This window comes from Streptomyces sp. NPDC001732 (assembly GCF_053596315.1).
In genome coordinates, this window is the sequence record NZ_JBSFFY010000001.1 from 606,088 (window position 1) to 630,306 (window position 24,219).

Consider the following 24,219-nt stretch of genomic DNA (forward strand, 5'->3'; position numbering starts at 1 on the left):
CGCCCCTCCGGCTGCGTGTGCCCCGGTCAGCGCTGGTAGATCGACTCGATCTCGTCCGCGAAGTCCTTCGCCACCACGTTCCGCTTCAGCTTCAGCGACGGCGTGATGTGGCCCGCCTCCTCGGTGAACTGGGAGGACAGGATGCGGAACTTGCGGACCGACTCCGCCTTGGAGACCGCCGCGTTCCCGTCGTCCACCGCCCGCTGCACCTCGGCCAGCAGCTCCGGGTCCTCGCGCAGCGACGCGGCCGTCGCCCCGGCCGGCTTGCCGTGCTCCGCGGCCCAGCGGCCCAGGAACTCCTCGTCCAGGGTGACCAGCGCGCCCACGAACGGCCGCCCGTCGCCCACCACCATGCACTCGGCGACCAGGGCGTGGCCGCGGATGCGGTCCTCGATCACCGCGGGGGCGACGTTCTTGCCGCCCGCGGTGACGATGATCTCCTTCTTGCGGCCGGTGATCGCGAGGTAGCCGTCCTCGTCGAGCGTGCCGATGTCACCCGTGTGGAACCAGCCGTCGGCCAGCGCCTCGGCCGTCGCCGCCTCGTTGTTCCAGTAGCCGGTGAACAGGTGCTCGCCGTGCAGCAGCACCTCGCCGTCGTCCGCGATCCGCACGACCGAACCGGGCAGCGGCTGGCCGACCGTGCCGATCTTCTGCCGGTCCCACGGGTTGAAGGCGGTGGCCGCACAGGTCTCGGTGAGGCCGTAGCCCTCCAGGACGGTGAAGCCGATGCCGCGGTAGAAGTGGCCGAGCCGCTCGCCCAGCGGCGCGCCGCCGGAGATCGCGTGCTCGCCGCGCCCGCCGAGCACCGCCCGCAGCTTGCCGTAGACCAGCCGGTCGAAGATCCTGTGCTTCAGCTTCAGACCGAAGGACGGGCCCTGCGCAGTGCCCAGCGCGCGGCTGTAGGCGATCGCCGTGCTCGCGGCCCGGTCGAAGATCTTGCCCTTGCCGTCGGCCTGCGCCCCGGCGCGCGCCGCGTTGTACACCTTCTCGAAGACCCGGGGCACACCGAGGATCAACGTCGGCCGGAACGCGGCCAGTTCGTCGGTGAGGTTCTTGATGTCCGGTACGCAGCCCAGCTTGATCGGGGCCATCACCGAGGCCACCTCGACCAGTCGGCCGAAGACGTGCGCCGCGGGCAGGAAGAGCAGCACGGAACAATCGCCGGTACGGAACAGCGGCTTCAGCCGCTCCACCACGTTGCCGCACTCGGCGAAGAAGCTGCGGTGCGTGAGCACACAGCCCTTGGGACGGCCGGTGGTGCCCGAGGTGTAGACGATGGTGGCCGGGTCGTCCGCCTTGGCGCTCGTCATCCGCAGGTCGAGCGTCTCGTCCGGGACCTCCTCCTCGCCGAGCGCCGACATCCGGGCGATCGTGTCGTCGTCGATCCGCCAGATGCCCTTCAGCGCGGGCAGGTCCTCCTGGACCGAGACCACGGACGCCTGGTGCGCCTCGGACTCCACGACGCACAGGGTGGCGCCGGAGTCGCCGAGGATCCACTGGATCTGCTCGGGCGAACTGGTCTCGTACACCGGGACGGTGATCGCGCCCGCGCTCCAGATCGCGAAGTCGAGCAGCACCCACTCGTAACGGGTCCGCGAGAGCAGCGCCACCCGGTCGCCGGCCTCCACGCCCGCGGCGACCAGGCCCTTGGCGACGCCCCTGACCTCGGCCAGGAACCGAGTGGCGTCGACGTCGGTCCACACGCCCTCGACCTTGCGGCTCATCACCGCGACATCGGGATGCTGAGCGGCATTGCGGCGGATGAGATCCGTCAGGTTGCCGTCCGAAGGGACCTCGTACAGGGCCGGAAGGCTGAACTCGCGCAAGACTGCTGCTCCTCATCGGGCTCCGGTGCCACGGCTCTGTGTGACGCACCGGCTGCGGTCCAAGACTGGAGGGTGCTCCGTGAAGCGAGCACGACTGGACTGCCCGGACGTTACCCACCGGTACTCGGTTCCCGATAGGGGGACCGGGTCAGATGTCTTATGTGTCACACACAACGGTGATCCTTGCGCGCACAGTAGTCCACCGGCCCGGCCGCGCGAGGGTAAGCGCAGGTCCGACGGCCCCTACCCGGGCGGCCGACGGCGCTCTAGGGTGATCGCCATGCGAGCCGGACTGGACGACCGGGGCACACCGACCCGACAGCGCACCCGCATCCACGTGGTCAGCGACGTGCACGGCAACACCGAGGCCCTGGCCCGCGCCGGGGAGGGTGCCGACGCCCTGGTCTGCCTCGGTGACCTGGTGCTCTTCCTCGACTACGCCGACCACTCGCGCGGCATCTTCCCCGACCTCTTCGGGGTGGAGAACGCCGACCGGATCGTCGCGCTGCGCACCGCCCGCCGCTTCGAGGAGGCCCGCGCGTTCGGCCGCTCCCTGTGGGCGGGCATGGACCGCGACGCGGCGATCGTCTCGGCGGTGCGCAAGCAGTACGCCGAGCTCTTCGCCGCCTTCCCCACCCCCACGTACGCCACCTACGGCAACGTCGACATCCCCGGCCTGTGGCCCGAGTACGCGCGCCCCGGCACCACCGTCCTCGACGGCGAACGGATCGAGATCGGCGGCCGGGTCCTCGGCTTCGTCGGCGGCGGTCTGAGGACCCCGATGAAGACCCCGTACGAGATCGACGACGAGGAGTACGCGGCCAAGATCGAGGCGATCGGCCCGGTCGACGTGCTCTGCACCCACATCCCGCCCGACGTGCCGGAGTTGACGTACGACACGGTGGCGCGCCGCTTCGAGCGCGGCAGCCGGGCCCTGCTCGACGCCATCCGCCGGACCCGCCCCCGGTACGCGCTGTTCGGCCACGTCCACCAGCCGCTGGTCCGCCGGATGCGGATCGGCGCCACCGAATGCGTCAACGTCGGCCACTTCGCCTCCTCCGGCAGGCCCTGGGCCCTGGAATGGTGACGGCGCCGGACCGCACCCCGGGACGAGGCACCGCGCACACGCGATAGCCTTCTGGCGGCAGTCCTCTGCCGACGCACCGGTACACCGCACTGGAGGAGCCACGGCGATGGCTGAACACACCAGCTCGAGCATCACGATCGAGGCGGCGCCGGCCGACGTCATGGGAGTGATCTCCGACTTCGACCGCTATCCCGAGTGGACCGGTGAGGTCAAGGAGGCCGAGGTCCTCTCCACCGACGACCAGGGCCGTGCCGAGAAGGTCCGTCTCGTCCTCGACGCCGGAGCGATCAAGGACGACCACACCCTCGCCTACACCTGGACCGGCGACCACGAGGTCAGCTGGACCCTCGTGAAGTCCCAGATGCTGCGCGCCATCGACGGCTCGTACGTGCTGGCCCCGCTCGGCGACGGCGACCGCACCCAGGTCACCTACCGGCTGACCGTCGACGTCAAGATCCCGATGCTCGGCATGATCAAGCGCAAGGCCGAGAAGGTCATCATCGACCGGGCACTGGCCGGGCTGAAGAAGCGCGTCGAGTCCGTCCCGAAGGCCTGACCCCGATGCGTACGGTCCTCGTCACCGGCCCCGGCGGCGCAGGCCGTACCACCGTCGCCGCGGCGACCGCCCTCGCGGCGGCCCGCCGCGGCCGCCGCACCCTGCTGCTCTCCGCCGACGCCGTGCCCGGTCTTCCCGCGGACACCGAACCTGCCGAGGTCGCCGACGGGCTGTGGTCCGCCCGCATCGACTCCGGCGAGCACTTCCGCAGCGAACTCCTCGCCCTCCAGGACCGGGCCTCCGGCGTGCTCGACCTGCTCGGCGGGAACCGGCTGGACGGCGAGGAGCTCACCGAACTCCCCGGCAGCACCCAGCTCGCCCTGCTGCACGCCCTGCGCCGGGCCGCCGAGGGCGACTGGTCCCGCGCGGGCCACGACCTCCTCGTCGTCGACCTGCCGCCGCTGCGCGAGGCGCTCGCCGTGCTCGCCCTCCCCGAACAGCTGCGCCGCTACCTCCGCCGACTGCTCCCCCGGGAACGCCAGGCCGCCCGCGCCCTGCGCCCGATGCTCGCCCAGCTCGCCGGCGTCCCCATGCCCGCCCAGTGGCTGTACGAGGCCGCCGCCCGCAAGGACGCCGAGCTGGCCGCCGTCCAGGCCCTGATCGAGGACCGCACCACCACGGTCCGGCTGGTCGCGGAGCCGGGACCCGCCGCCGAGGACGCCCTGCGCACCGCCCGCACCGGCCTCGCCCTGCACGGGCTGCGCGTCGACACCCTCGCCGTGAACCGGACGCTGCCCCGGCACTCCGCCGACCCCTGGTTCGCGGCCCTCGCCGCGCAGCAGGAGAAGACCGTCGACCACTGGTACGAGCAGTGGTCGCCCGGCACCGCCCTGTGCGAGGTGCCGCACCTCGGCCGCGACCCGCGGAACCTCGACGACCTGGCCCTCCTCGACACCGCGGACGAGGGACTCGCCGGGCGGCTGGACGGGCAGACCCCCGGCCGGGCCGACGACCCCTGGTGGACCGAGGACCCCTGGTGGGCCGGGGGCCCCGACGCCCCGGAGGGCTTCGAGGGGCCGCGGTCCGGCGGCCGGATCGTGCCCGCCCCGCGCCCCGTCGACGGCGACCCGGTCCTCGTCTGGTGCCTGCCGCTGCCCGGCGCCGTCAAGGAGGACCTCCAGCTGGTCCGCCGGGGCGGCGAACTGCTGCTCACCGTGGGTCCGTTCCACCGGATCGTCCCCCTGGAGTCCGGGCTGCGCCGCTGCACCGTCTCCGGCGCCGCCCTCACCGACGGGGTGCTCCGGGTCCGGTTCACCCCGGACCCCGGGCTGTGGCCCCGGACGGACTGAGCGGGCCCGGCGGGCCACGGCGCGATGCCCGCGCCGCCCGCCGCCGGATGCTCCGAACGGCGGGGCCCGGTTCGGGTAACGTCGGTAGTACGTGCCCCGTACGCCGGGCCGGCGCACACCATGCCGCGGGCACACCACGTCGCAGGAGTCCGCCATGAGCGAAGCCACCGATCGTCCCGCCGACGACGACGCGTGGGCCGACGCCTGCGCCGAGGACCTCGAAGCGGAGAAGGCCCGCCGCCGCGGCCGACAGGGCCCGCCGCCCGGCTCCGCCGCCGAGGAACTGCGCAAACTGGTCGACGCCGTGGCCGACAAGGTCTCGTCCCTCCAGTCGCCGCTGCTCGGCGCGGCGGCCCAGGGCACCGTGCAGCAGATCATCAAGCAGGCGAAGTCCGCCGTCGAGCCCGTCATCGAGCGCAACCCGGAGGTCTTCGACCACATCGCGGCGGCCGGCAGCGAACTCCTCGCCGCCTACCGCTCCGCCGTCGAGGGCCAGGAGCGCCGCTGGACCCGGGACGCCGGGGACCCCGCGGGCACGGAGAAGCAGGTCGGCGACCCCACCGACCCGCGCGACGAGCCCCCCGCCCCGGGCGAGCACATCGACCTGGACTGACCGTCGGCGAAGGGACCGGGGGTCCGGCTCGGGTACGGTTGGCCACAGCGGGGCTCGACCGAAACTGAGGGATTCATGGGACTCACCATCGGCGTCGATATCGGCGGCACGAAGATCGCGGCTGGAGTGGTCGACGAAGAGGGCCGGATCCTCTCCACGTTCAAGGTGCCGACCCCGTCGACGGCTGAGGGCATCGTGGACGCGATCGCGGCGGCCGTGTCCGGCGCGAGCGAGGGCCACCGGATCGACGCCGTCGGCATCGGCGCCGCCGGATACGTCGACGACAAGCGAGCCACCGTACTGTTCGCGCCCAACATCAACTGGCGCCACGAACCGCTGAAGGACAAGGTCGAACAGCGCGTCGGCCTCCCCGTCGTCGTCGAGAACGACGCCAACGCCGCCGCCTGGGGCGAATACCGCTTCGGCGCCGGACAGGGCCACGACGACGTCATCTGCATCACGCTCGGCACCGGCCTCGGCGGCGGCATCATCATCGGCAACAAGCTGCGCCGCGGACGCTTCGGCGTGGCGGCGGAGTTCGGCCACATCCGGGTCGTCCCGGACGGCCTGCTCTGCGGCTGCGGCAGCCAGGGCTGCTGGGAGCAGTACGCGTCCGGACGCGCACTCGTCCGGTACGCCAGGCAGCGCGCCAACGCCACCCCCGAGAACGCCACCGTCCTGCTGTCGCTCGGCGACGGCACGGTGGACGGCATCGAGGGCAAGCACATCAGCCAGGCCGCCCGGCAGGGCGACCCGGTCGCGATCGACTCGTTCCGCGAACTGGCCCGCTGGGCCGGTGCCGGGCTCGCCGACCTCGCCTCGCTCTTCGACCCGTCCGCGTTCATCGTCGGCGGCGGCGTGTCGGACGAGGGCGAACTCGTCCTCGACCCGATCCGCAAGTCGTTCCGGCGCTGGCTGATCGGCGGCCAGTGGCGCCCGCACGCCCAGGTGCTCGCGGCCCAACTGGGCGGCAAGGCGGGGCTGGTGGGCGCGGCCGACCTGGCCCGCCAGGGCTGAGCCACCCGGCGGACGGCACCGGGCCGGACGCCCGTCGCGCCCCTGGGGGAGCGGCGGGCGTCCGTCGTATCGTGAGCCGCATGGTCCTGACGCCACTGCCCGACTCCCGTACCGAGCCGGATGGTTCGGCCGTCATCAGGGTGCTCTCCTACAACATCCGGTCGATGCGCGACGACTGCGAGGCACTGGCCCGGGTCATCGGCGCCTGCGCCCCCGACCTCGTCCTCGTCCAGGAGGCGCCGCGCTTCTTCCGCTGGCGCAAGCGGGCCGCCTGGCTCGCGGCCCGCACCGGCCTGGTCGTCCTCGGCGGCGGTGCCACGGCGGCCGGTCCGCTGCTGCTGTGCTCGCTGCGGGCCGCGGTGGAACGGACGGAGGACGTCCTGCTGCCGCTCACCCCCGGACTGCACCGCAGGGGCTTCGCCACGTCGGTGGTACGGATCGCGGGCACCCGGATCGGTCTGCTGAGCTTCCACCTGAGCCTCCAGCGCGACGAACGACTGACCCAGGCGGGACTGCTGCTGGAACAGCTGGAGACGATGGGCGTCGAACACGCCGTCGCGGCCGGCGACCTCAACGACGTGCCGACCGGTGCCGCGTTCCGGCGGCTGGCCGGGCGGCTCCAGGACTGCTGGGCGGTCCGGCCGTGGGGCGCGGAGCACACCTCCCCGGCGGACCGGCCGCGCAAGCGCATCGACGCGGTCTTCGCGACCGAGGGGATCGAGGTGCTCGGCTGCGGCGTCCCGGCCGGGCTGCCCGGGGTCACCGAGGCGGACCTGCGGGCGGCCACCGACCACCTGCCGGTACTGGCGGCGCTACGGGTCCCCTCGGCCGGCCCGGTCCGTGCCTGACGCATGCCGCCCGGAGCACGGCCCCCGGCCCCGGGCCGGACGGCACGGCGGCGCGGTGTCGCGGACGGTGCGTGCCGACCGGCAGGGGCCGGTGGCAGGGCCCCTCCGGACCCCGGACACACTGCCCGACCCCCGGATCAGACGACCGCCCCGCGCCCGGGGTCGTCGTCGTCCTCGTCGTCGTCCTCCATGCGCGCCACCAGCGTGACGAAACCGCCCAGGAAGCCGCCGACGCAGACCGTCGTGAGCCACCAGGTCATGTCCCACCGCAGCAGGATCGCGATCAGCATCAGCACCGGGCCGCCGACGACCGCGAGCCAGGCGAACTTCGCCGTGACATCGGCCTCCGGCAGCGGCGGCGGCTCCGGGGGGACGAAATGGCCCTCGTCGCTCTCGTCGAGGTCGTCGTCCTTCGGCTCCGCGACCTCGTAGTCGCGCGGGCCGCCGACGCCGGGGGCGAACACCACCGAACTGCCGAGCGGCTTCTCCGGCGGCTTCGGGGACTTCTTCCCGAGCCCCTTGTCCGGGTCGAGCACGTCCGGCCGGTCGTCCTCCAGCAGCGCGAGATCCTCGACCGACCTGAACGGCTTGGCGCCCGGCGGGTCCGGCGGCTCCTCGCCGTACCCCGCGACGATCGCCTTCCACGCGGCGTCCTCGTCGAGCGCCGGGCCCGGCCGCTCGCCCTCGGACACCGACGGCCCCTTCTGGGCCGGGGTGTCCTGCGGGCCCGTACCGTCGTCGGGCACGGCCGCCCCCTCCGCGGGAAGGGGCTCGCGTCCCTCCGCGGGAAGGGACTCGCGCTCCTCCTCGCCGCCCGCGCGCTCCGCGTCGTGCTCAGCCACCTGACGTGCTCCCCTTCTGTCCGACGCTCGGGGCGAGGCGGCCGATGAACCGATAGCTCTCGTCGAAGATCCGCTCCGCATCGTGGTCCAACGTCGCCACGTGGTAGCTCTGTTCCAGCAGGATCTCCTCGACGTCCGTCGACGACACCCGGCCGAGGATGCGGGCCGAGTCGGCGGGCGGCACCACATGGTCCTGCGGGCTGTGCAGCAGCACGATCGGCTGGGTGACCTGGGGCAGTTCGGCATCGACCAGCCGGAAGAAATTCCGCACCGAGTGCGCGGCGTGCAGCGGCACCCGGTCGTACCCCACCTCCTCGGAACCCTCCAGGGCGATGTCGTTGGCCAGGCCCTTCGTCGTCCGCACCAGATGACGGGCGACCGGCAGCGCGTACGCGGACAGGCCGTGCACCTTGTTCGCCGGGTTCACGAGCACCAGACCGCTGATCGCGTCCCCGTGCTTCGCGGCCAGCCGCAGCGTCAGCGCGCCGCCCATGGACAGCCCGAAGACGAAGACCTGCTCGCACCGCTCCAGCAGACCGCGCAGCTCCCGGTCCACCTCCGCGTACCAGTCCTGCCAGCCGGTGAGCTGCATGTCCTGCCAGCGGGTGCCGTGTCCGGGCAGCAGCGGCAACGAGACGGTCAGCCCGCGCTCAGCCAGGTATTCCGCCCAGGGGCGCAGCGACTGCGGGGAGCCGGTGAATCCGTGACAGAGGAGGACGCCGACCTCTCCGCCGTCGTGGCGGAACGGCTCGGCTCCGGGAAGGACCGGCACCAAGGTCTCCTGTTCGTGAGGCTCGAAAAGGGAGCGAGAGGGGAGTGTGCGGAAGGATGACGGCCTCGGCCGTTACTTCACCGTACGCGACCGGGCCGACACCGACCAGGGCCGTCACGGCCCCGGCCGCTGCGTCGGCCCCGTGCCGGGCGGGAGCGCGGGCCGCCGCACGGGTTAAGGTCTGTCGGACAGCACACAGGAGGCACCCGAGTTGATCTACGGCGCAATGAAGTTCTCCATCGGCGGGGGCCTGAAGCTCGCCTTCCGGCCATGGGTGGAGGGCCTGGAGAACATCCCCGCGCAAGGACCGGCGATCCTCGCGAGCAACCACCTGTCGTTCTCCGACTCGTTCTTCCTGCCGGCGGTCCTGGACCGCAAGGTCACGTTCATCGCCAAGTCCGAGTACTTCACCGGCTCCGGCGTGAAGGGCAAGCTGACGGCCGCCTTCTTCAAGGGCGTCGGCCAGCTCCCGGTGGACCGCTCGGGCGCCCGGGGCGCGGGCGAGGCGGCCATCAAGGCGGGCATCGAGGTCGTCGAGAGCGGTGGACTCTTCGGCATCTACCCGGAGGGCACCCGCTCGCCCGACGGCCGTCTCTACCGCGGCAAGCCCGGCGGACTCGCCCGGGTGGCGCTGGCCACCGGAGCCCCCGTCATCCCCGTCGCGATGATCGACACGGAGAAGATCCAGCCGCCCGGCCAGGTGGTGCCCAAGCTGATGCGCCCGGGAATCAGGATCGGCAAGCCGCTCGACTTCAGCCGCTACCACGGCATGGACGGGGACCGCTTCATCCTGCGCTCGGTCACCGACGAGGTGATGTACGAGATCATGAAGCTCTCCGGCCAGGAGTACGTCGACATCTACGCGACGGCGGCCAAGCGGCAGATCGCGGAAGAGGCGAAGCACCGCGCCGAGGCGGAGAAGAGCGCGGAGAAGAACACGGGCGGAAAGACCGCGACGCAAGGGTGACGGAACGGTACGGCGCGCCCGCGCGTCGTTTCCGTCCGGGGGGGTGGGGACCATGGCCAGGCGCGAGCGGGTCGTACGGATGTCGGTCGAGCAGCCGCTGTGGCGCGCGCTTACCGCGTACCGCATCCTGACGATGCTGTACGCGGTGCTGCTCTCCGTCTTCGGCCGGGACAAGTACGAACGGCCGTGGGTGGCCGTCGCCTTCCTGGCGGTGATGGTGGTCTGGACGTTCGCCACCCTCCCGAAGGTCTCCGGCGCCGTCGCCTGCACCAAGCGCTTCCTCGGCGTCGACCTGACGATCGCGCTCACCGGCATACTCCTCACCCCCCTCGCCAACTTCGAGGCCCGGTACATGGACGGCCCGACGCTGCCGTCCATCTGGACCGCGGGCTCCGTACTGGCCTTCGCGATCAAGGGCGGATGGCGCTGGGCGGCCTTCGCCTCCACCCTCGTCGCCCTCGCCAACATCGTCGAGCGCGGCAACCCCAGCCGGGACACCTTCCACAACATCCTGCTGGTCTGGGTCGCCTCCATCGCCATCGGCTACGTCGTCGAGGTGGCCAGGGCCAGTGAGCGCACTCTCGCCCGCGCCCTGGAGATCGAGGCCGCCACCCGCGAGCGGGAACGCCTGGCCCGGGACATCCACGACAGCGTGCTCCAGGTCCTCGCGATGGTCCAGCGCCGCGGCACCGCGCTCGGCGGGGAGGCCGCCGAGCTGGGCCGGATGGCCGGGGAGCAGGAGGTGGCCCTGCGCACCCTGGTCTCCAGCGGGCTCGTCCCCACCACCCGGGTCTCCGAGGACGCCGCCGAGGGCGCGGTCGTCCGCAGCGTCGAGGTCGACGACGAACCGTCCGGAACGGCGGACTGCGACCTGCGCTCGCTGCTCGCCCCGCACGCGGGCTCCCGGGTCAGCTTCGCGGAGCCCGGAGCCCCGGTGCTGCTCGCGCCCGCCGCCGCGAAGGAGCTGGCGGCCGCCGTCGGCGCCGCGCTGGACAACGTCAGGGTCCACGCGGGGGAGAATGCCCAGGCGTGGATCCTCGTCGAGGACTGGCCGGACGAAGTGATCGTCACGGTCCGGGACGACGGCCCCGGAATCCCGGAGGGACGGCTCGCCCAGGCCGAGGGGGAGGGGCGGATGGGGGTCGCCCTGTCGATCCGGGGGAGACTGCGTGACCTGGGCGGCACGGCGGAGTTGATTTCGGTGCCCGGCCAGGGCACCGAGGTCGAGTTGAAGGTACCGAAGGTTTCACGGGGGAAGGCGGGATCGGCAGGATGAGCACGGAGAACACCCAGGGCACGGGGGAACGGCCCATCAAGGTCATGGTGGTCGACGACCACCCGATGTGGCGCGATGCCGTCGCCCGCGACCTCTCCGAGTCGGGCTTCGACGTGGTGGCCACCGCCGGTGACGGACCGCAGGCCGTCCGCAGGGCGAAGGCCGCGGCACCGGACGTCCTCGTGCTCGACCTCAACCTGCCCGGCATGCCCGGCGTCCAGGTCTGCAAGGAACTGGTCGGCTCCAACCCCGGGCTGCGGGTGCTGGTGCTCTCCGCCAGCGGCGAGCACGCCGACGTGCTGGAGGCGGTCAAGTCCGGTGCCACCGGCTATCTGCTCAAGTCGGCCAGTACCCAGGAGCTGACCGAGGCCGTGCGGTCCACCGCCGTCGGCGACCCCGTCTTCACCCCCGGCCTGGCCGGTCTGGTCCTCGGCGAGTACCGCAGGCTCGCCTCCGACCCGGCGCCCGCCGCGTCCGACGAGCCCAAGGCCCCGCAGCTCACCGAGCGCGAGACCGAGGTGCTGCGGCTGGTTGCCAAGGGACTCTCGTACAAGCAGATCGCCGAACGCCTGGTCATCTCCCACCGCACCGTTCAGAACCACGTCCAGAACACCCTGGGCAAGCTCCAGCTGCACAACCGGGTGGAGCTGGTGCGGTACGCGATCGAGCGCGGCCTCGACGACGCCTGAGCGCGCCGGGGCCGACGGCCGACGGTTGCCGCCGGCCCCGTGACGCCGCCGTCGGCCGAGCGGCGCGCCGGGCACCCGGACCGTATATTCGCCAGGGCCGGTGCCGGGGGCCCGGTCCATGCCCCAGCTCCGCGCGGTGAACGGGAGAAGTCGTGGAAATCCTGGCCTTCGGCGTGCAGTCCGACGAGAAGCCGCTGATCGAGAAGGCGTTCGCCGGACAGCACGAGGTCCGCTGCCTGGACGTCTTCCTGAACAAGGACACCGCCCCCATCGCGGCGGGCTACGAGATCATCTCCACCAGCGTCAACGCCGACCTGGGCAGCAGCGTTCTGCAGACCCTCGCGGCCGGGGGCACGCAGATGATCGCCCAGCGTTCCACCGGCTTCAACAACATCGACCTCGACGTCGCCGAGCGGCTCGCGCTGCGGGTCGCCCGGGTCTCCTCCTACTCGCCGTACTCGGTCGCCGAATTCGCCTGGACCCTGGCGATGGCCGTCAACCGCCGCGTCGTACGGGCCGCGGGCCGCACCCGCGACTTCGACTTCCGGCTCGACGGCCTCCTCGGCCGCGACCTGCACGGCCGCACGGCGGGGGTGATCGGCACCGGCAGGATCGGTGAGGCGTTCACCCGTATCGCCCACGGCTTCGGCATGGAACTGCTCGGCTGGGACGCCGTCGAGAACCCCGCCTGCGTCGCGCTCGGCATGAAGTACGTGGAGAAGGAACGGCTGCTCGCCGAGTCCGACCTGGTCAGCCTGCACGTCCCGCTGCTGCCCGCGACCCACCACATCATCGGCGCGGACGCCCTCGCACGGATGAGGGACGACGCGATCCTGATCAACTCCAGCCGTGGCGGGCTCATCGACACCACGGCCCTGATCACCGAACTGCGCGCGGGCCGCTTCCTGGGCGTCGGACTGGACGTGTACGAGGCGGAGGCCGGGCTCTTCTTCCTCGACAAGTCCCTGGAGGGCATCGACGACGACACCCTCGCCCGGCTCGTCACCTTCCCGAACGTCATCGTGACCTCGCACCAGGCGTACTACACCCGGGACGCGGTGGGGCAGATCATCGACGCCACCGTGCGGAACGTCGCCGACTACCTGGCCCGCCGCCGCAGCGAGAACGTCCTCGTCCCGGCGCTCCCGAAGGACTGAGACCGGGGACCGCCCCGGCGCTCCCGGAGGCGGGCGGGGCCTTGGGACGTCCCGGGGCCGGGAGGGGGCGTGGCGCCGAACCGTCCCGGGGCTCCCGGAGGGGGCGAGGCCCCGGAACGTCCCGGGCCCCCGCCCGCCCTCTCCTTCGTCCGCCCGCCTTCTTCAGCCGCCCGTCTTCTTCAACCGGCCACCGGCAGCCCCGCCAGCAGTTCCGTCACGATCGCCGAACCGCGCAGCGTCAGCACCGACTCCGGGTGGAACTGCACCGAGGCGAAGCCCGGCCCGCGCAGTGCGTGCAGCTCACCGGTCGCCGCGTCCCGGCTCGCCTCGACACCGCGTGCCGCGAGCCCGACGGCCGCCGTCCCGTCGCAGCGCGCGGTGAAGCTGTTGTAGAAGCCGACCGTCTCCGGCCGCCCGAACAGGTCGATCCGGGTCTGCGCGCCCTGGTACGGCACGGCCTTGCGGACGATGTCCAGCCCCAGCTCCGCCGCGATCAGTTCGTGGCCGAGGCAGACCCCCAGCAGACCGTGCCGGTGCTCCCGGAGCAGCTCCGCGGCGAAGCCGCGCAGCAGCCGCATCTTCGGATCGGCGGCGTCGCCCGGGTCCCCCGGCCCCGGTCCCAGCACGACCGGACCCTCGTGGGCCCGCACCAGCTCGCGCAGCCCCGGCTCGTCGTAGCGGCGCACCGACACGTCCAGACCCGAGGAACGCAGCAGGTGCGCCAGCATCGCGGTGAAGGTGTCCTCCCCGTCGATCACCAGCGCCCGGCCCGACAGCTCGTGGGCGCGCTCCTGCATCCGCAGCCAGAACGGCGCGAGGCCGTCCCGCCGGGCGTCCAGCGCCGCCCGCACCCGCGGGTCGCCCGCCAGCCGGGGCCGGGCCGCCTCGTCCCGCGGCCGACCGGGCCGCACCCCGAGTGCGGCGAGCACCCCGGCCGCCTTCGCGTGGGTCTCGGCGACCTCGCCGTCCGGGTCGGAGTGGCGCACGAGCGTCGCCCCGACCGGCACCCGCAGCTGTCCGTCGGCCGAGATGTCGGCGGTACGGATCAGGATCGGCGAGTCCAGGGTCTGCGCCCCGCCCGGCTCCTGCCGCAGCAGGGCCAGGGCCCCCGCGTAGTAGCCGCGCCCGTCGGCCTCGTACCGCTCGATGACCCGGCAGGCGTTCTGCACCGGGGAGCCGGTGACCGTCGCCGCGAACATCGTCTCCCTCAGCACCTCCCGCACGTCCAGCGAGGAGCGCCCGCGCAGCTCGTACTCCGTGTGCGCCAGATGGGCCATCTCCTTGAGACGCGGCCCGATCACCACCCCGCCCATGTCGCCGACGGTGCACATCATCTTGAGTTCCTCGTCGACCACCATGGAGAGCTCCTCGGTCTCCTTGCGGTCGGCGAGGAAGGACAGCAGGCCCTCGGCCGTCGGCCCCCCGGCGGGATAGCGGTACGTACCGCTGATCGGGTTCATCACGACGGTCCCGCCGGACATCCGCACATGGACCTCGGGACTGGCGCCGACCAGCGTCCTGGTCCCCGTGTGCACGACGAAGGTCCAGTACGCGCCCCGCTCACCGGCCAGCAACCGCCGGAACAGGGCCAGCGCGTCGGCCCGGCCGAAGCCGGGGATCTCGCCCCGGAAGGTCCGCCGGACGACGAAGTTCGCGCCCTCGCCCCGCCCGATCTCGTCCTCGACGACCCGCCGGACGATCCCGGCGTACTCCTCGTCCCCGACGTCGAAGGCACCGCCCTCGACCCGCACGTCCCGGACCGGCAGGCGGTCCTGCACCTCGGCGAGCGGCAGCTCGTACGTCTCCTCCGCGACCAGCACGGACAACGGCGTCCCGTCGTCGCGCACGTCGAAACCGCGCTCGGCGATCTGCCGGAACGGCACCAGGGCCAGCGAGGGCAGTGCGCCGACCGGGATGTCGGCGAGCCGGGCGGCCTCGTGCACCCGGCCGATCAGTACCTCGACGACGTCCCGGTCGTGGCCGGGGGTGCGCCTGCGCAGCAGCGCGAACGGCGGGCAGCCGTCGCTCAGGAGCCTCTCGACGACGGCAGCGGTGCGAGGACTGGTGATGGTGCGAGGATTCATGGGGCTGTTCCTTCCGATTGGAGGAACGGCTCCCCGAGAACGCGGAGAAGGCCGCCCCTCGGGCGGCCTTCGCGTGGTCTGTCGCGCGATCGATCAGTGGGCCGCCGGACGAGCGGTCCACCACCAGTTCTGGTTCTTCTGCGCGAACATGCCCCGAACCCTAGCGGACGCCGACGCATCCGGGGCGCAGGTGTCTCACCTGTTGGGCTTTCGGTTGGACGCCCGGCCGGACCCCGTACTGTGGGGGATGTGACCGTGAACGCCAATACCTCCGTCGCCGGTGACAACACCTGGCAAGACCTTCCCGCGGCGCAGCAGCCCGAGTACCCCGATGCCGAGGCTCTGCGCGATGTGATCGCGGAACTCGCGTCGTATCCGCCGCTCGTCTTCGCGGGCGAATGCGACCAGCTGCGCGCCCGCATGGGAGCCGTCGCCAAGGGCGAGGCGTTCCTGTTGCAGGGCGGCGACTGCGCCGAGGCCTTCGACGGCGTGTCGGCCGACCACATCCGGGCCAAGCTGAAGACGCTGCTCCAGATGAGTGCCGTCCTGACCTACGCGGCCTCCGTGCCCGTGGTGAAGGTGGGCCGGATCGCCGGGCAGTACTCCAAGCCGCGCTCCAAGCCGACCGAGACCCGCGACGGCATCACGCTGCCGACCTACCGCGGCGACTCCGTCAACGGCTTCGCCTTCACCGAGGAGGCCCGGGTCCCGGACCCGGAGCGCCTGAAGCGGATGTACCACGCCTCCGCGTCCACGCTGAACCTGGTCCGCGCCTTCACCACCGGTGGTTACGCCGACCTGCGCCAGGTGCACGCCTGGAACCAGGACTTCGTGAAGTCGTCCCCGTCCGGCCAGCGCTACGAGGCGCTCGCCCGCGAGATCGACAACGCGCTGAACTTCATGAAGGCGTGCGGCACGGATCCGGCCGAGTTCAAGGCGGTCGAGTTCTACGCCTCGCACGAGGGTCTGCTGCTGGACTACGAGTCGGCGCTGACGCGCACCGACTCGCGCACCGGCGAGCTGTACGACACCTCCGGCCACATGATCTGGATCGGTGAGCGCACCCGCCAGATGGACGGCGCGCACATCGAGTTCGCCTCGAAGATCCGCAACCCCATCGGCATCAAGCTCGGCCCGACGACCACCGTCGACGAGGCGCTCGGCTACGTCGACCGCCTCGACCCCGAGCGCGAGCCCGGCCGGCTGACCTTCATCGTCCGCATGGGCGCCGACAAGGTCCGCGACAAGCTCCCGGCCCTCGTCGAGAAGGTCACCGCCTCCGGCGCCACCGTGGCCTGGGTGACCGACCCGATGCACGGCAACACCTTCGAGGCCGCCTCCGGTCACAAGACCCGTCGCTTCGACGACGTCCTGGACGAGGTCAAGGGCTTCTTCGAGGTCCACAAGGCCCTCGGCACCCACCCGGGCGGCATCCACGTCGAGCTCACCGGCGACGACGTCACCGAGTGCGTCGGCGGCGGGCACGAGATCTTCGTGGACGATCTGCACCAGCGCTACGAGACGGCCTGCGACCCGCGGCTCAACCGCAGCCAGTCCCTCGACCTGGCGTTCCTGGTCGCCGAGATGTACCGGGACCAGTAGGCATCACCGCAGGTGGCACGCGTATGACTGTGGGGCACGGATCGATGTGATCCGTGCCCCACAGGCCGTCGGGAGGCTTTCAACGCCTTCCCGCGCCAGGTAAGGTTAGGTTCGCCTCACCAGTCAGGGGGAGGCAGTGAACGACCGATCCCGCCGGGAGGTGAACCGCGTGTACGTCTGCTCGTGCTTCGGCATCACGGAGAAGCAGGTCAAGGAGCACGCGGACGCCGGAGCCTGCACGCCCCGGCAGATAGCCTCCGCCTGCAAGGCGGGCACCGACTGCGGCGGCTGCGTCCGCACCATCCAGGCCATGCTCGGCCGGGGCACCTGTCCGCGGCGCGAGGCGGCGGTCCGGAAGGGCGTGCCCGGTGCCGCGGACAAGGACGGCGCCCCGGCCGCCCCCGCTGCCCCCGGAGCCGACGACCGGGGCATCGCACCGGGCGCGGCTCCCGGCATCGTGCCCGGCGCGGCCCCCGGAATCCGGCTTCCCGACGCGGCCTGACCCTCCGGCCCGGATCAGCTGTCCGGCTGCTCGATCTGCTGGGCGATGTACAGCGCCTCGCCGAGCTTCTCGACCAGTTCCAGCTGGGTGTCGAGGTAGTCGATGTGGTGCTCCTCGTCCTCCAGGATCGACTCGAAGATGTTCGCCGAGGTGATGTCGCCCTTGGCGCGCATCAGCTCGATGCCGCGCTTGAGGCGGTCGATCGCCTCCGCCTCGATCTGGCGGTCGGCCTGGAACATCTCGGTGACGGTCTGGCCCACCCGCACATGGAACAGCCGCTGGTAGTTGGGCAGCCCGTCGAGGAAGAGAATGCGGTCGGTGAGGACCTCCGCATGCTTCATCTCGTCGAACGACTCCGAGCGGGTGTACTTCGCGAGCTTCGTCCAGCCGAAGTTGTCCTGCATCTTCGCGTGCAGGAAGTACTGATTGATGGCGGTCAGCTCTGCGGTCAGCTGCTCGTTCAGGAACTCGAGGACCTCGGGGTCGCCCTGCATCGCAGAGGCTCCTTCCAACCGGTGAAACGGGCAAGTTGGCCGCATCCTCGCATTACGTCCCGTAACCGTCCAGTAAGTGCAGACTTACTGTGAGTTGTCCGAATCGCCCCCACCCTGGTCGGGACCACCCCTGCCTGTCTGTCACCATGGAGTCATGGGTCAGCCGGAAAGCCGGGAACACCGTGCGTCAGAGCAGTCCGAGCTTCCACCGGGACAACGACTCCAGCGTGGCTGGCCGGTCACCCACTACGGGCCCGTGCCCAAGTTCAGGCCCGAGCGCTGGGAGTTCCGGGTCTTCGGGGCCACGGCGGACGGCGAGAAGCACTGCTGGAACCACCAGGAGTTCTCGGAGCTGCCGTTCGCCTCGGTCGTCGCCGACCTGCACTGCGTCACCAAGTTCAGCATGCTGGGCGCCGAATGGGGCGGGGTGCCGGCCCGTACGATCCTGGAGCTCGCGCCGCCGGCACCGAACGTCACCCACGTGATGGTGTGGGCCGAGTACGGCTTCAGCTCGAACCTGAGGCTCGCCGACTTCGCCTCGGACCGCACACTTTTCGCCACGCACAAAGGCGGAGAACTGCTCACCGCGGAGCACGGTTTCCCGCTCCGCCTCGTCGTGCCGCACCTCTACGCCTGGAAGGGACCCAAGTGGGTCCGGGGCGTCGAGTACATGACGGCCGATCGCCGCGGCTTCTGGGAGGAGCGCGGCTACCACAACATCGGTGACCCGTGGCGCGAGCAGCGGTACTCCTACCAGGAAGAGCCAGGGGACGGCCCCGAGCTCTGACCCGGCGGACCGGCGCCGGTCCCGTCCGGCGGGCGTCCAGTCCGTTGCGTCCGGCCCGGCCCCGTCCGGCCCCGGGTGTGTCCGCAAGGAGGGACCCGGGGCGCGTCCGCGACGGGGAGCCCCGATGCGGGTGTGCAGGGCCCGGACGGTGCGTTCAGTCCGTGTCGCGCAGCCCCTTCAGCCGGGCCACGTCCGCCGCGTGGCCCTCCTTGCCGCCCGGCGTCTCGATGATCAGGGGCACACCGGCGGTCGCCGGGTGCCGGAACAGCTCGCGGAAGGGCTCCTCGCCGATGTGGCCGGAGCCGATGTTCTCGTGCCGGTCCTTGCGGGCCCCGACCACGTCCTTGGAGTCATTGGCGTGGATCAGTTTCAGCCGTCCTTCGCCGACCGTCTCCATCAGCAGGTCCAGGGTCTGCCGCATGCCCGTCGGCCCCGTCAGGTCGTGGCCCGCCGCGTAGATGTGACAGGTGTCGAGGCAGATGCCGAGCCTGGGGTGGGCGTCGAGCGCGTCGAAGTACGGCCCGAAGTCCCAGGTCCGGGAGCAGAGCGAGAACCCCTGCCCGGCGGTCGACTCCAGCAGCAGATACGGGTCGTCGTCGTGCTTCAGCTCGTCCAGCAGCGGCAGCATGTGGGCGCGCACCTGGGCGAGGGCCTGCTCGCGCGGCCGTCCGCCGGTCGCCGACCCGGTGTGCACCACGACCCCCAGGGCGCCGATCTCCCGGGCCCGGCGCAGAGAGTGGCGCAGCGACAGGACGGACCTCTCGACCGTCGCCGCCGTGTGCGACCCGAAGTTGATCAGGTACGGGGCGTGGACGTACGCCGGCATGGACGCCGCGGCGCACTCGGCCCGGAACCGTTCGTCCTGGGCCGGGTCGCCGACGGGGGTCGCCCAGCCGCGCGGGTTGGCGACGAAGACCTGGACGGCCTCCGCCCCCATCTCCCGGGCGTAGGGGAGGCCGATCCTGGCGAGGCCGCCGGCCACCGGAACATGGCCGCCGACTGGGTTGCGCATGTGGTTCTAGAGTCCCTTGATCTTGATGGTGATGGTGCTGCCCTCGGGGGCCTGCTCGCCCCCGTCGACGGACTGGCTCGCGACGGTGTCGCTGAACGAGAGGAACGGGCGGTCGACCTTGACCTCGAAGCCCGCCTTCTCCAGCTCGGCCCTGGCCTCGTCGACGTCCTTCCCGGTGACGTCCGGGACGTCGATCATCCGGGGGCCCTTCGAGACCGTGAGCGTGACGGTGTCGCCCTCGGCGGCCTCCGTGCCCTCGCCCGGCGACTGGCGGGCGATGTCGCCCGCGACCTCGGGGGAGTGCACCCGGTCGGGGAGCACCTCGGCCTTCAGCCCCTCCTCCTCCAGGGCTGCGGTGGCGTCCTCGACGGACAGCCCGGTGACATCGGGGACGTCGACCGGGGCCCCCTTGCTCACGACGAGGGCGACCGCCGAGTCCGGGTGTCGCCCGGTGTTCGCGCCGGGGTTCGTACGGATCACGTCGCCCCGCACGATGTCCTCGCTGAACTCCTTGGTGATCATGCCCTGCACCAGGCCGACCTTCTTCAGCTCCTGCCTGGCGTCGGCCACGGAGAGGCCCCGGAGGTCGGGCACCTTCACGATCTCGGGCCCCCGCGAGACGACGAGCGTCACCGAGGCGTTGCCCCTGACGCGGGCGCCGGACCCGGGGTCGCTGCTGATGACCTTGCCGCGCTCCACGGTGTCGCTGTAGCCCCGCTCGACGTCCTTGACCTCCAGCCCGGCGTCCGAGAGCCGCTTCCGGGCCTCCTTCTCGGTCTGGTTGAGCAGTGAGGGGACCCGGGTGAACTGACCCGAGTTGATGTACCAGACGCCCGTGCCGATCCCCAGCGCCAGCAGTACGGCGACGACCGCGGCGACGACGGAGCGCGGCGGTCCGCCGCGGCGCCGGTCCCGCGACGCGGGCCGCGGCGGCTCCGGCGGGGGCATCTCCAGCCGGCTGGTGTGGTGCGAGACGCCCTGGTCGGCCGGGAGCAGCCGCGGGATCACGCTGGTGCGGTCCTCGGTGGCGTCGTGCGTGTCGGCGGTGGCCTGCGGCGGTACGGCGTCCAGCTGGGCCTCGGTGAGCCCGGCGCGCGCCTCACGGGTCCGGGCGAGCAGGGCCACCGCGTCGAACGGGCGGACCTCGGGGTCGCGGGCGGTGGCGGCGGCCACCAGTGCGTCGAGCCCCTCCGGAAGCCCGGGGACGACGGCCGACGGCGGCGGCACGTCCTCGTTGAGGTGCTGGTAGATGACCTGGGCGGGCGTGTCGCCGCTGTGCGGTTTGGAGCCGGTCAGCATCTCGTACAGGACGACGCCGCAGGCGTACACGTCGGTGCGGGTGTCCGCCGTGCCGTCCTCTATCTGCTCGGGGGCGAGGTAGGAGACCGTGCCCAGGACGGACCCGGTGGTGTTGGTGACGGAGCCCACCGCCCGTACGAGACCGAAGTCGGCGACCTTCACCCGGCCGTCGTCCCCTATCAGGACGTTCTCCGGCTTCATGTCGCGGTGCACGAAACCCGCCCGGTGCGCGGCGCCGAGGGCGGCCAGGACCGGCTCCAGGATGTCCAGCGCGGCCCTCGGCTGCAGCGCGCCGCGGTCGCGCAGCACGTCGCGCAGGGTGCAGCCCGCCACGTACTCCATCGCCAGGTAGACGTACTGCCCCTGCGCGCCCTGGTCGAAGACGGCGACCACGTTCGGGTGCGCGAGCCGGGCCACGGACTTGGCCTCGCGGATGAAGCGCTCGACGAACGTGGCGTCGGTCGCCAGCGCCGGATGCATCACCTTGAGGGCGAGCACCCGGTCGAGCCGGGTGTCCACGGCCCGGTAGACCGTGGCCATGCCGCCCACGGCGATGCGGGCATCGACGCGGTAGCGGCCGTCGAGCAGCTGCCCGACGAGAGGGTCCTGGAGGGTCGTATCCACGCAGGTGAGTCTACGAGCCGCCGCGGACACGGCTCACGGTCCGGGGCGGTCCCGGGGCCGTACTGCAGCCGAGCCGTGACAGGCACATGAAGCGCAGCCCGTCCGGCGGCTCAGAAGGCCGGGCGCTCCGGGTCCAGCCGGGCGCGCCCCTCCACCGGCGACGACGCCTCGGCGAAGTGGCGGTACGGAATCCGGCCCGCCCGGTACGCGAGGCGCCCGCCCTCCACCGCGTGCCGCATCGCCGCGGCCATCAGCTCGGGCTCCTGGGCGCGGGTCACCGCGGACGCCAGCATCACCGCCGCGCAGCCCAGCTCCATCGCGAGCGCCGCGTCCGAGGCCGTCCCGGCGCCCGCGTCGAGGATCACCGGCACCCGGGCCTGTTCGACGATCAGCCGGAAGTTGTGCGGATTGCGGATGCCGAGCCCGGAACCGATGGGGGAGCCGAGCGGCATGACCGCCGCGCAGCCCACGTCCTGGAGCCTGCGCGCCAGCACCGGGTCGTCATTGGTGTACGGCAGCACGGTGAAGCCGTCGTCCACCAGGATCTCCGCGGCGTCCAGCAGCTCGATCGGGTCGGGCAGCAGGGTCCGCTCGTCGGCCACCACCTCCAGCTTGATCCAGTCGGTGCCGAGCGCCTCGCGGGCCAGCCGGGCGGTCAGCACGGCCTCGCCCGCGGTGAAGCAGCCCGCCGTGTTCGGCAGCACGCGGATGGAGAGCCGCTCCAGGACGGAGAGCACCGAACCCCGCACGGTCGGGTCGAGGCGACGCATCGCGACGGTGGTCAGCTCGGTGCCGGAGGCGACCAGGGAACGCTCCAGCACGTCGAGGCCGGCCGCCCCGCCCGTCCCCATGATCAGCCGGGAGCCGAAGTCGGTGCCGCCGAGGGTGAAGAGGTCGTCGGACACGGTCAGCCCCCCTGGACCGCGGTCAGGATCTCGACGCGGTCGCCGTCGGCCAGCACGACGGCGGACCACCGGCCCCGGGGCACGACGGCCTCGTTGACGGCGGCGGCCACCCCGGAGCGCGCGGTGGTGAGCGAGGCGACCAGGGTGCCCAGGGCGGTGCCCGCGGCGAGAGCGCGGACCTCGCCGTTCACGGACACGGAGAGAGACGCGGAGCGGGAGGCGGGGAGGGGGGTGGAAGGAGACGCGGAGGGAGAGACGGGCTCGGTCATGCGGGCTGCTCCTGACGTGCGGAGACGGCGGCGGACGAGAAGCGGTGCGGGGTGAAGGGGCGGGCCGGCTCGGGCGGTTCGCCGCCGGTGAGGAACTCCGCCATGACGTCACCGGTGACGGGGGTGAGCAGCACCCCGTTGCGGTGGTGGCCGGTGGCGAGGTGGAGGCCGGGCAGGGCGGTGGGGCCGAGCAGCGGGGCGTTGTCGGGGGAGGCGGGTCGCAGCCCGGCCAGGGTCTCGGTGAGTGGCAGTTCGGTGATGCCGGGGACCAGCTCGTGGGCGTCCCGCAGCAGTTCGTAGACGCCGCCCGCGGTGACGGTGGTGTCCCAGCCCATCTCCTCGCTGGTGGCGCCGACGACCAGTTCGCCGTTCTCGCGCGGGACCAGATAGACGTGGCTGCCCCGGACCACGGCCCGCACCGTCCGGCTGAGGAAGGGCGCGTACCGGGCGGGCACGGCCAGCCGGAGCACCTGCCCCTTCACCGGCCGGACCGGCGGCACGACCTCGTCCGGCAGTCCCGGGAGCCGGCCGCTGAGGCTGCCCGCGGCGAGCACGACCTGGTCGGCCGCAGCCTCCGCACCCCCGGCGAGCACCGCCCCGGCGGCCCGGCCGCCCCGCACCGCCAGTCGCTCCACCCGGTCGCGGTGGAAGACCACCCCGGCCCGCTCACAGGCGGTCAGCAGGGCCGCGGCCAGTCGGCGGGGATCGATCTGGTGGTCGCCGTCGACCCGCAGACCGCCCCGGACGCCCGGCGCCAGCATCGGCTCCAGACGGCGGCACTCGCGGCCGGTGAGCCACTGGGATGCCAGCCCGGACCGCTGCTGGAGGGCGTGCAGCTCCCGCAGATGGGCACGGTCGTCGGCGTCCAGCGCGACGGCCAGGGTGCCGCACGCGCGAAAGCCGGTCTCCCGCCCGCTCGCCGCCTCCAGCTCGGCCACGAAGTCCGGGTAACGGGCGGCCGAGGCGACGTTGAGGCCGAGCAACAGCTGCTCGCCGTAGTGGAGTTCGGTGACGGCGGCCAGCATGCCCGCTGCCACCCGGGCGGCCCCGCCGCCCGGTTCGGGATCGGCGACCGCGGTGCGCAGTCCGCGCTGCGCGGCCCGCCAGGCGGTCACCAGACCGATGATCCCGCCCCCGATGACGAGGACGTCGGACCCCTTCCCGCTTCCGGAAGAACGCATGGGCGTCCAGCCCCTCCCTTCGCCGGCATGACCCGGATCAGGTTCGTACGGTCGGAGGCCGCCCCAGCCTCCCTCTCAGCCCGGTGCGTCCGGGCTCCCGCGAGTGTTTTACGTTGGCCACCCTAAACCCCGCCGTCCCGGCCCAGTAAGGGAGCAGCCATCGTGGCCCGTTCGCTCGACGGACTCGTCCTCGCCCCGGTCGCCGACCAGGCCCCTGGCCAGGTCGGCACCCGCACCCGTTTCACGTACCACGAGGAGGACGGCAGGATCTGGGCCGACTACGCGGGCGGCGACGTGGTCCGCGGCCACCTCGTCGGCACCCGCCGGGGAGACGTCCTCGACTTCCGCTACGTCCAGCTGAAGCAGGACGGAACGACCTCCAGCGGCCACTGCGTCTCCACCGTCACCGACCTCGCGGACGGCCGGGTCCGGCTGGAGGAGCGGTGGGAATGGGAGTCGCAGGAGGGCGACGGTACGAGCACGGTCGAGGAGATCCCCCCTTCCTGACGCAATGTCAGGTG

Annotated in this window: 26 protein-coding genes and 1 riboswitch; of the genes, 15 read left to right on the forward strand and 11 right to left on the reverse strand. The window is 72.3% G+C overall.

The window, feature by feature from the left end; translation table 11 throughout:
- Positions 1 to 26: 26 nt before the first annotated feature.
- Positions 27 to 1,826 (reverse strand): AMP-dependent synthetase/ligase, encoded by a 1,800-nt coding sequence (locus ACWCXX_RS02530; RefSeq protein WP_451123458.1) that lies wholly within the window; start codon positions 1,824 to 1,826, stop codon positions 27 to 29.
- Positions 1,827 to 2,106: 280 nt separating this feature from the next.
- Here ACWCXX_RS02530 and ACWCXX_RS02535 point away from each other — a divergent pair, with 280 nt between their 5' ends.
- From ACWCXX_RS02535 to ACWCXX_RS02560, 6 genes are all read left to right on the forward strand, one after another.
- Entirely contained in the window at positions 2,107 to 2,913 is an 807-nt protein-coding gene (locus tag ACWCXX_RS02535) for a metallophosphoesterase family protein (RefSeq protein WP_451123460.1), read from the forward strand.
- Positions 2,914 to 3,019: 106 nt separating this feature from the next.
- Positions 3,020 to 3,469 carry an SRPBCC family protein gene (locus ACWCXX_RS02540; protein WP_451123462.1) on the forward strand — a complete coding sequence of 150 codons (450 nt, stop codon included), beginning with the start codon at positions 3,020 to 3,022 and terminating at the stop codon, positions 3,467 to 3,469.
- Positions 3,470 to 3,474: 5 nt separating this feature from the next.
- Positions 3,475 to 4,758, forward strand: a complete 1,284-nt coding sequence (locus ACWCXX_RS02545) for an ArsA family ATPase (protein WP_451123464.1) — start codon at positions 3,475 to 3,477, stop codon at positions 4,756 to 4,758.
- A gap of 154 nt (positions 4,759 to 4,912) precedes the next feature.
- Positions 4,913 to 5,371 (forward strand): DUF5304 domain-containing protein, encoded by a 459-nt coding sequence (locus ACWCXX_RS02550; protein ID WP_451123466.1) that lies wholly within the window; start codon positions 4,913 to 4,915, stop codon positions 5,369 to 5,371.
- A 75-nt stretch (positions 5,372 to 5,446) separates the two neighbouring features.
- The gene (locus tag ACWCXX_RS02555; protein ID WP_451123468.1) at positions 5,447 to 6,388 is read left to right on the forward strand and encodes an ROK family glucokinase; all 942 of its coding nucleotides are present in this window, start codon (positions 5,447 to 5,449) and stop codon (positions 6,386 to 6,388) included.
- An 80-nt stretch (positions 6,389 to 6,468) separates the two neighbouring features.
- Positions 6,469 to 7,236, forward strand: a complete 768-nt coding sequence (locus ACWCXX_RS02560) for an endonuclease/exonuclease/phosphatase family protein (protein ID WP_451123470.1) — start codon at positions 6,469 to 6,471, stop codon at positions 7,234 to 7,236.
- A 137-nt stretch (positions 7,237 to 7,373) separates the two neighbouring features.
- Here ACWCXX_RS02560 and ACWCXX_RS02565 read toward each other — a convergent pair whose 3' ends face one another.
- Together ACWCXX_RS02565 and ACWCXX_RS02570 are read right to left on the reverse strand one after the other, a co-directional pair.
- On the reverse strand, positions 7,374 to 8,078 hold the full coding sequence (locus tag ACWCXX_RS02565; RefSeq protein ID WP_451123472.1) for a hypothetical protein: 705 nt from the start codon (positions 8,076 to 8,078) through the stop codon (positions 7,374 to 7,376).
- A complete protein-coding gene (locus tag ACWCXX_RS02570) occupies positions 8,071 to 8,850 on the reverse strand; it encodes an alpha/beta hydrolase (protein ID WP_451123474.1) in 780 nt (259 codons plus the stop codon). The genes ACWCXX_RS02565 and ACWCXX_RS02570 overlap by 8 nt, the downstream gene beginning before the upstream one ends.
- Before the next feature lie 46 nt (positions 8,851 to 8,896).
- On the opposite strand from ACWCXX_RS02570, the gene ACWCXX_RS02575 reads away from it, so the two are divergent.
- From ACWCXX_RS02575 to ACWCXX_RS02595, 5 genes are all read left to right on the forward strand, one after another.
- On the forward strand, positions 8,897 to 9,028 hold the full coding sequence (locus ACWCXX_RS02575; RefSeq protein WP_451123476.1) for a hypothetical protein: 132 nt from the start codon (positions 8,897 to 8,899) through the stop codon (positions 9,026 to 9,028).
- A 33-nt stretch (positions 9,029 to 9,061) separates the two neighbouring features.
- Positions 9,062 to 9,817 carry a lysophospholipid acyltransferase family protein gene (locus tag ACWCXX_RS02580; RefSeq protein WP_451123478.1) on the forward strand — a complete coding sequence of 252 codons (756 nt, stop codon included), beginning with the start codon at positions 9,062 to 9,064 and terminating at the stop codon, positions 9,815 to 9,817.
- 52 nt (positions 9,818 to 9,869) lie between these two features.
- A complete protein-coding gene (gene macS / locus ACWCXX_RS02585) occupies positions 9,870 to 11,093 on the forward strand; it encodes a MacS family sensor histidine kinase (RefSeq protein WP_451123480.1) in 1,224 nt (407 codons plus the stop codon).
- A complete protein-coding gene (locus ACWCXX_RS02590) occupies positions 11,090 to 11,782 on the forward strand; it encodes a response regulator (RefSeq protein WP_451123482.1) in 693 nt (230 codons plus the stop codon). The genes macS and ACWCXX_RS02590 overlap by 4 nt, the downstream gene beginning before the upstream one ends.
- Before the next feature lie 152 nt (positions 11,783 to 11,934).
- Positions 11,935 to 12,939 carry a 2-hydroxyacid dehydrogenase gene (locus ACWCXX_RS02595; protein ID WP_451123484.1) on the forward strand — a complete coding sequence of 335 codons (1,005 nt, stop codon included), beginning with the start codon at positions 11,935 to 11,937 and terminating at the stop codon, positions 12,937 to 12,939.
- A 179-nt stretch (positions 12,940 to 13,118) separates the two neighbouring features.
- Here ACWCXX_RS02595 and ACWCXX_RS02600 read toward each other — a convergent pair whose 3' ends face one another.
- Positions 13,119 to 15,023 (reverse strand): anthranilate synthase family protein, encoded by a 1,905-nt coding sequence (locus ACWCXX_RS02600; protein ID WP_451123486.1) that lies wholly within the window; start codon positions 15,021 to 15,023, stop codon positions 13,119 to 13,121.
- Positions 15,024 to 15,116: 93 nt separating this feature from the next.
- A complete protein-coding gene (locus tag ACWCXX_RS02605; protein WP_388988175.1) occupies positions 15,117 to 15,173 on the reverse strand; it encodes a trp operon leader peptide in 57 nt (18 codons plus the stop codon).
- 99 nt (positions 15,174 to 15,272) lie between these two features.
- On the opposite strand from ACWCXX_RS02605, the gene ACWCXX_RS02610 reads away from it, so the two are divergent.
- Together ACWCXX_RS02610 and ACWCXX_RS02615 are read left to right on the forward strand one after the other, a co-directional pair.
- The gene (locus ACWCXX_RS02610; protein ID WP_451123488.1) at positions 15,273 to 16,625 is read left to right on the forward strand and encodes a class II 3-deoxy-7-phosphoheptulonate synthase; all 1,353 of its coding nucleotides are present in this window, start codon (positions 15,273 to 15,275) and stop codon (positions 16,623 to 16,625) included.
- A 169-nt stretch (positions 16,626 to 16,794) separates the two neighbouring features.
- The gene (locus ACWCXX_RS02615) at positions 16,795 to 17,127 is read left to right on the forward strand and encodes a (2Fe-2S)-binding protein (RefSeq protein ID WP_451123578.1); all 333 of its coding nucleotides are present in this window, start codon (positions 16,795 to 16,797) and stop codon (positions 17,125 to 17,127) included.
- A 14-nt stretch (positions 17,128 to 17,141) separates the two neighbouring features.
- Here ACWCXX_RS02615 and bfr read toward each other — a convergent pair whose 3' ends face one another.
- Entirely contained in the window at positions 17,142 to 17,621 is a 480-nt protein-coding gene (gene bfr, locus ACWCXX_RS02620) for a bacterioferritin (protein WP_451123490.1), read from the reverse strand.
- Between the two features lie 154 nt (positions 17,622 to 17,775).
- Between bfr and ACWCXX_RS02625 the strand changes: the two genes are divergently transcribed.
- Positions 17,776 to 18,408, forward strand: a complete 633-nt coding sequence (locus ACWCXX_RS02625) for a sulfite oxidase-like oxidoreductase (RefSeq protein ID WP_356932229.1) — start codon at positions 17,776 to 17,778, stop codon at positions 18,406 to 18,408.
- Positions 18,409 to 18,562: 154 nt separating this feature from the next.
- Here ACWCXX_RS02625 and ACWCXX_RS02630 read toward each other — a convergent pair whose 3' ends face one another.
- The 5 genes from ACWCXX_RS02630 to thiO form a co-directional block, all read right to left on the reverse strand.
- Positions 18,563 to 19,420: a deoxyribonuclease IV gene (locus tag ACWCXX_RS02630; protein ID WP_451123492.1), complete on the reverse strand. Its 858-nt coding sequence runs from the start codon at positions 19,418 to 19,420 to the stop codon at positions 18,563 to 18,565.
- A 6-nt stretch (positions 19,421 to 19,426) separates the two neighbouring features.
- Positions 19,427 to 21,343 (reverse strand): Stk1 family PASTA domain-containing Ser/Thr kinase, encoded by a 1,917-nt coding sequence (gene pknB, locus ACWCXX_RS02635; RefSeq protein WP_451123494.1) that lies wholly within the window; start codon positions 21,341 to 21,343, stop codon positions 19,427 to 19,429.
- Between the two features lie 110 nt (positions 21,344 to 21,453).
- Entirely contained in the window at positions 21,454 to 22,248 is a 795-nt protein-coding gene (locus ACWCXX_RS02640) for a thiazole synthase (RefSeq protein ID WP_451123496.1), read from the reverse strand.
- 2 nt (positions 22,249 to 22,250) lie between these two features.
- The gene (gene thiS, locus ACWCXX_RS02645) at positions 22,251 to 22,517 is read right to left on the reverse strand and encodes a sulfur carrier protein ThiS (RefSeq protein ID WP_451123497.1); all 267 of its coding nucleotides are present in this window, start codon (positions 22,515 to 22,517) and stop codon (positions 22,251 to 22,253) included.
- On the reverse strand, positions 22,514 to 23,698 hold the full coding sequence (gene thiO, locus ACWCXX_RS02650) for a glycine oxidase ThiO (protein WP_451123499.1): 1,185 nt from the start codon (positions 23,696 to 23,698) through the stop codon (positions 22,514 to 22,516). The genes thiS and thiO overlap by 4 nt, the downstream gene beginning before the upstream one ends.
- Positions 23,696 to 23,809, reverse strand: a riboswitch (TPP riboswitch). Its footprint overlaps the gene before it by 3 nt.
- 51 nt (positions 23,810 to 23,860) lie before the next feature.
- Between thiO and ACWCXX_RS02655 the strand changes: the two genes are divergently transcribed.
- On the forward strand, positions 23,861 to 24,205 hold the full coding sequence (locus ACWCXX_RS02655) for a hypothetical protein (protein ID WP_451123500.1): 345 nt from the start codon (positions 23,861 to 23,863) through the stop codon (positions 24,203 to 24,205).
- The last annotated feature ends 14 nt before the right edge of the window (positions 24,206 to 24,219 follow it).

Excerpts from the sequence above, each read along its gene's own strand:
- ACWCXX_RS02555 (WP_451123468.1), top strand. The coding sequence starts at position 5,447 with ATGGGACTCACCATCGGCGTCGATATCGGCGGCACGAAGATCGCGGCT.
- ACWCXX_RS02545 (WP_451123464.1), top strand. The coding sequence starts at position 3,475 with ATGCGTACGGTCCTCGTCACCGGCCCCGGCGGCGCAGGCCGTACCACC.
- ACWCXX_RS02550 (WP_451123466.1), top strand. The coding sequence starts at position 4,913 with ATGAGCGAAGCCACCGATCGTCCCGCCGACGACGACGCGTGGGCCGAC.
- ACWCXX_RS02625 (WP_356932229.1), top strand. The coding sequence starts at position 17,776 with ATGGGTCAGCCGGAAAGCCGGGAACACCGTGCGTCAGAGCAGTCCGAG.
- ACWCXX_RS02560 (WP_451123470.1), top strand. The coding sequence starts at position 6,469 with ATGGTCCTGACGCCACTGCCCGACTCCCGTACCGAGCCGGATGGTTCG.
- thiS (WP_451123497.1), bottom strand. The coding sequence starts at position 22,517 with ATGACCGAGCCCGTCTCTCCCTCCGCGTCTCCTTCCACCCCCCTCCCC.
- ACWCXX_RS02590 (WP_451123482.1), top strand. The coding sequence starts at position 11,090 with ATGAGCACGGAGAACACCCAGGGCACGGGGGAACGGCCCATCAAGGTC.
- ACWCXX_RS02540 (WP_451123462.1), top strand. The coding sequence starts at position 3,020 with ATGGCTGAACACACCAGCTCGAGCATCACGATCGAGGCGGCGCCGGCC.
- thiO (WP_451123499.1), bottom strand. The coding sequence starts at position 23,698 with ATGCGTTCTTCCGGAAGCGGGAAGGGGTCCGACGTCCTCGTCATCGGG.
- ACWCXX_RS02630 (WP_451123492.1), bottom strand. The coding sequence starts at position 19,420 with ATGCGCAACCCAGTCGGCGGCCATGTTCCGGTGGCCGGCGGCCTCGCC.
- ACWCXX_RS02535 (WP_451123460.1), top strand. The coding sequence starts at position 2,107 with ATGCGAGCCGGACTGGACGACCGGGGCACACCGACCCGACAGCGCACC.
- macS (WP_451123480.1), top strand. The coding sequence starts at position 9,870 with ATGGCCAGGCGCGAGCGGGTCGTACGGATGTCGGTCGAGCAGCCGCTG.
- bfr (WP_451123490.1), bottom strand. The coding sequence starts at position 17,621 with ATGCAGGGCGACCCCGAGGTCCTCGAGTTCCTGAACGAGCAGCTGACC.
- ACWCXX_RS02600 (WP_451123486.1), bottom strand. The coding sequence starts at position 15,023 with ATGAATCCTCGCACCATCACCAGTCCTCGCACCGCTGCCGTCGTCGAG.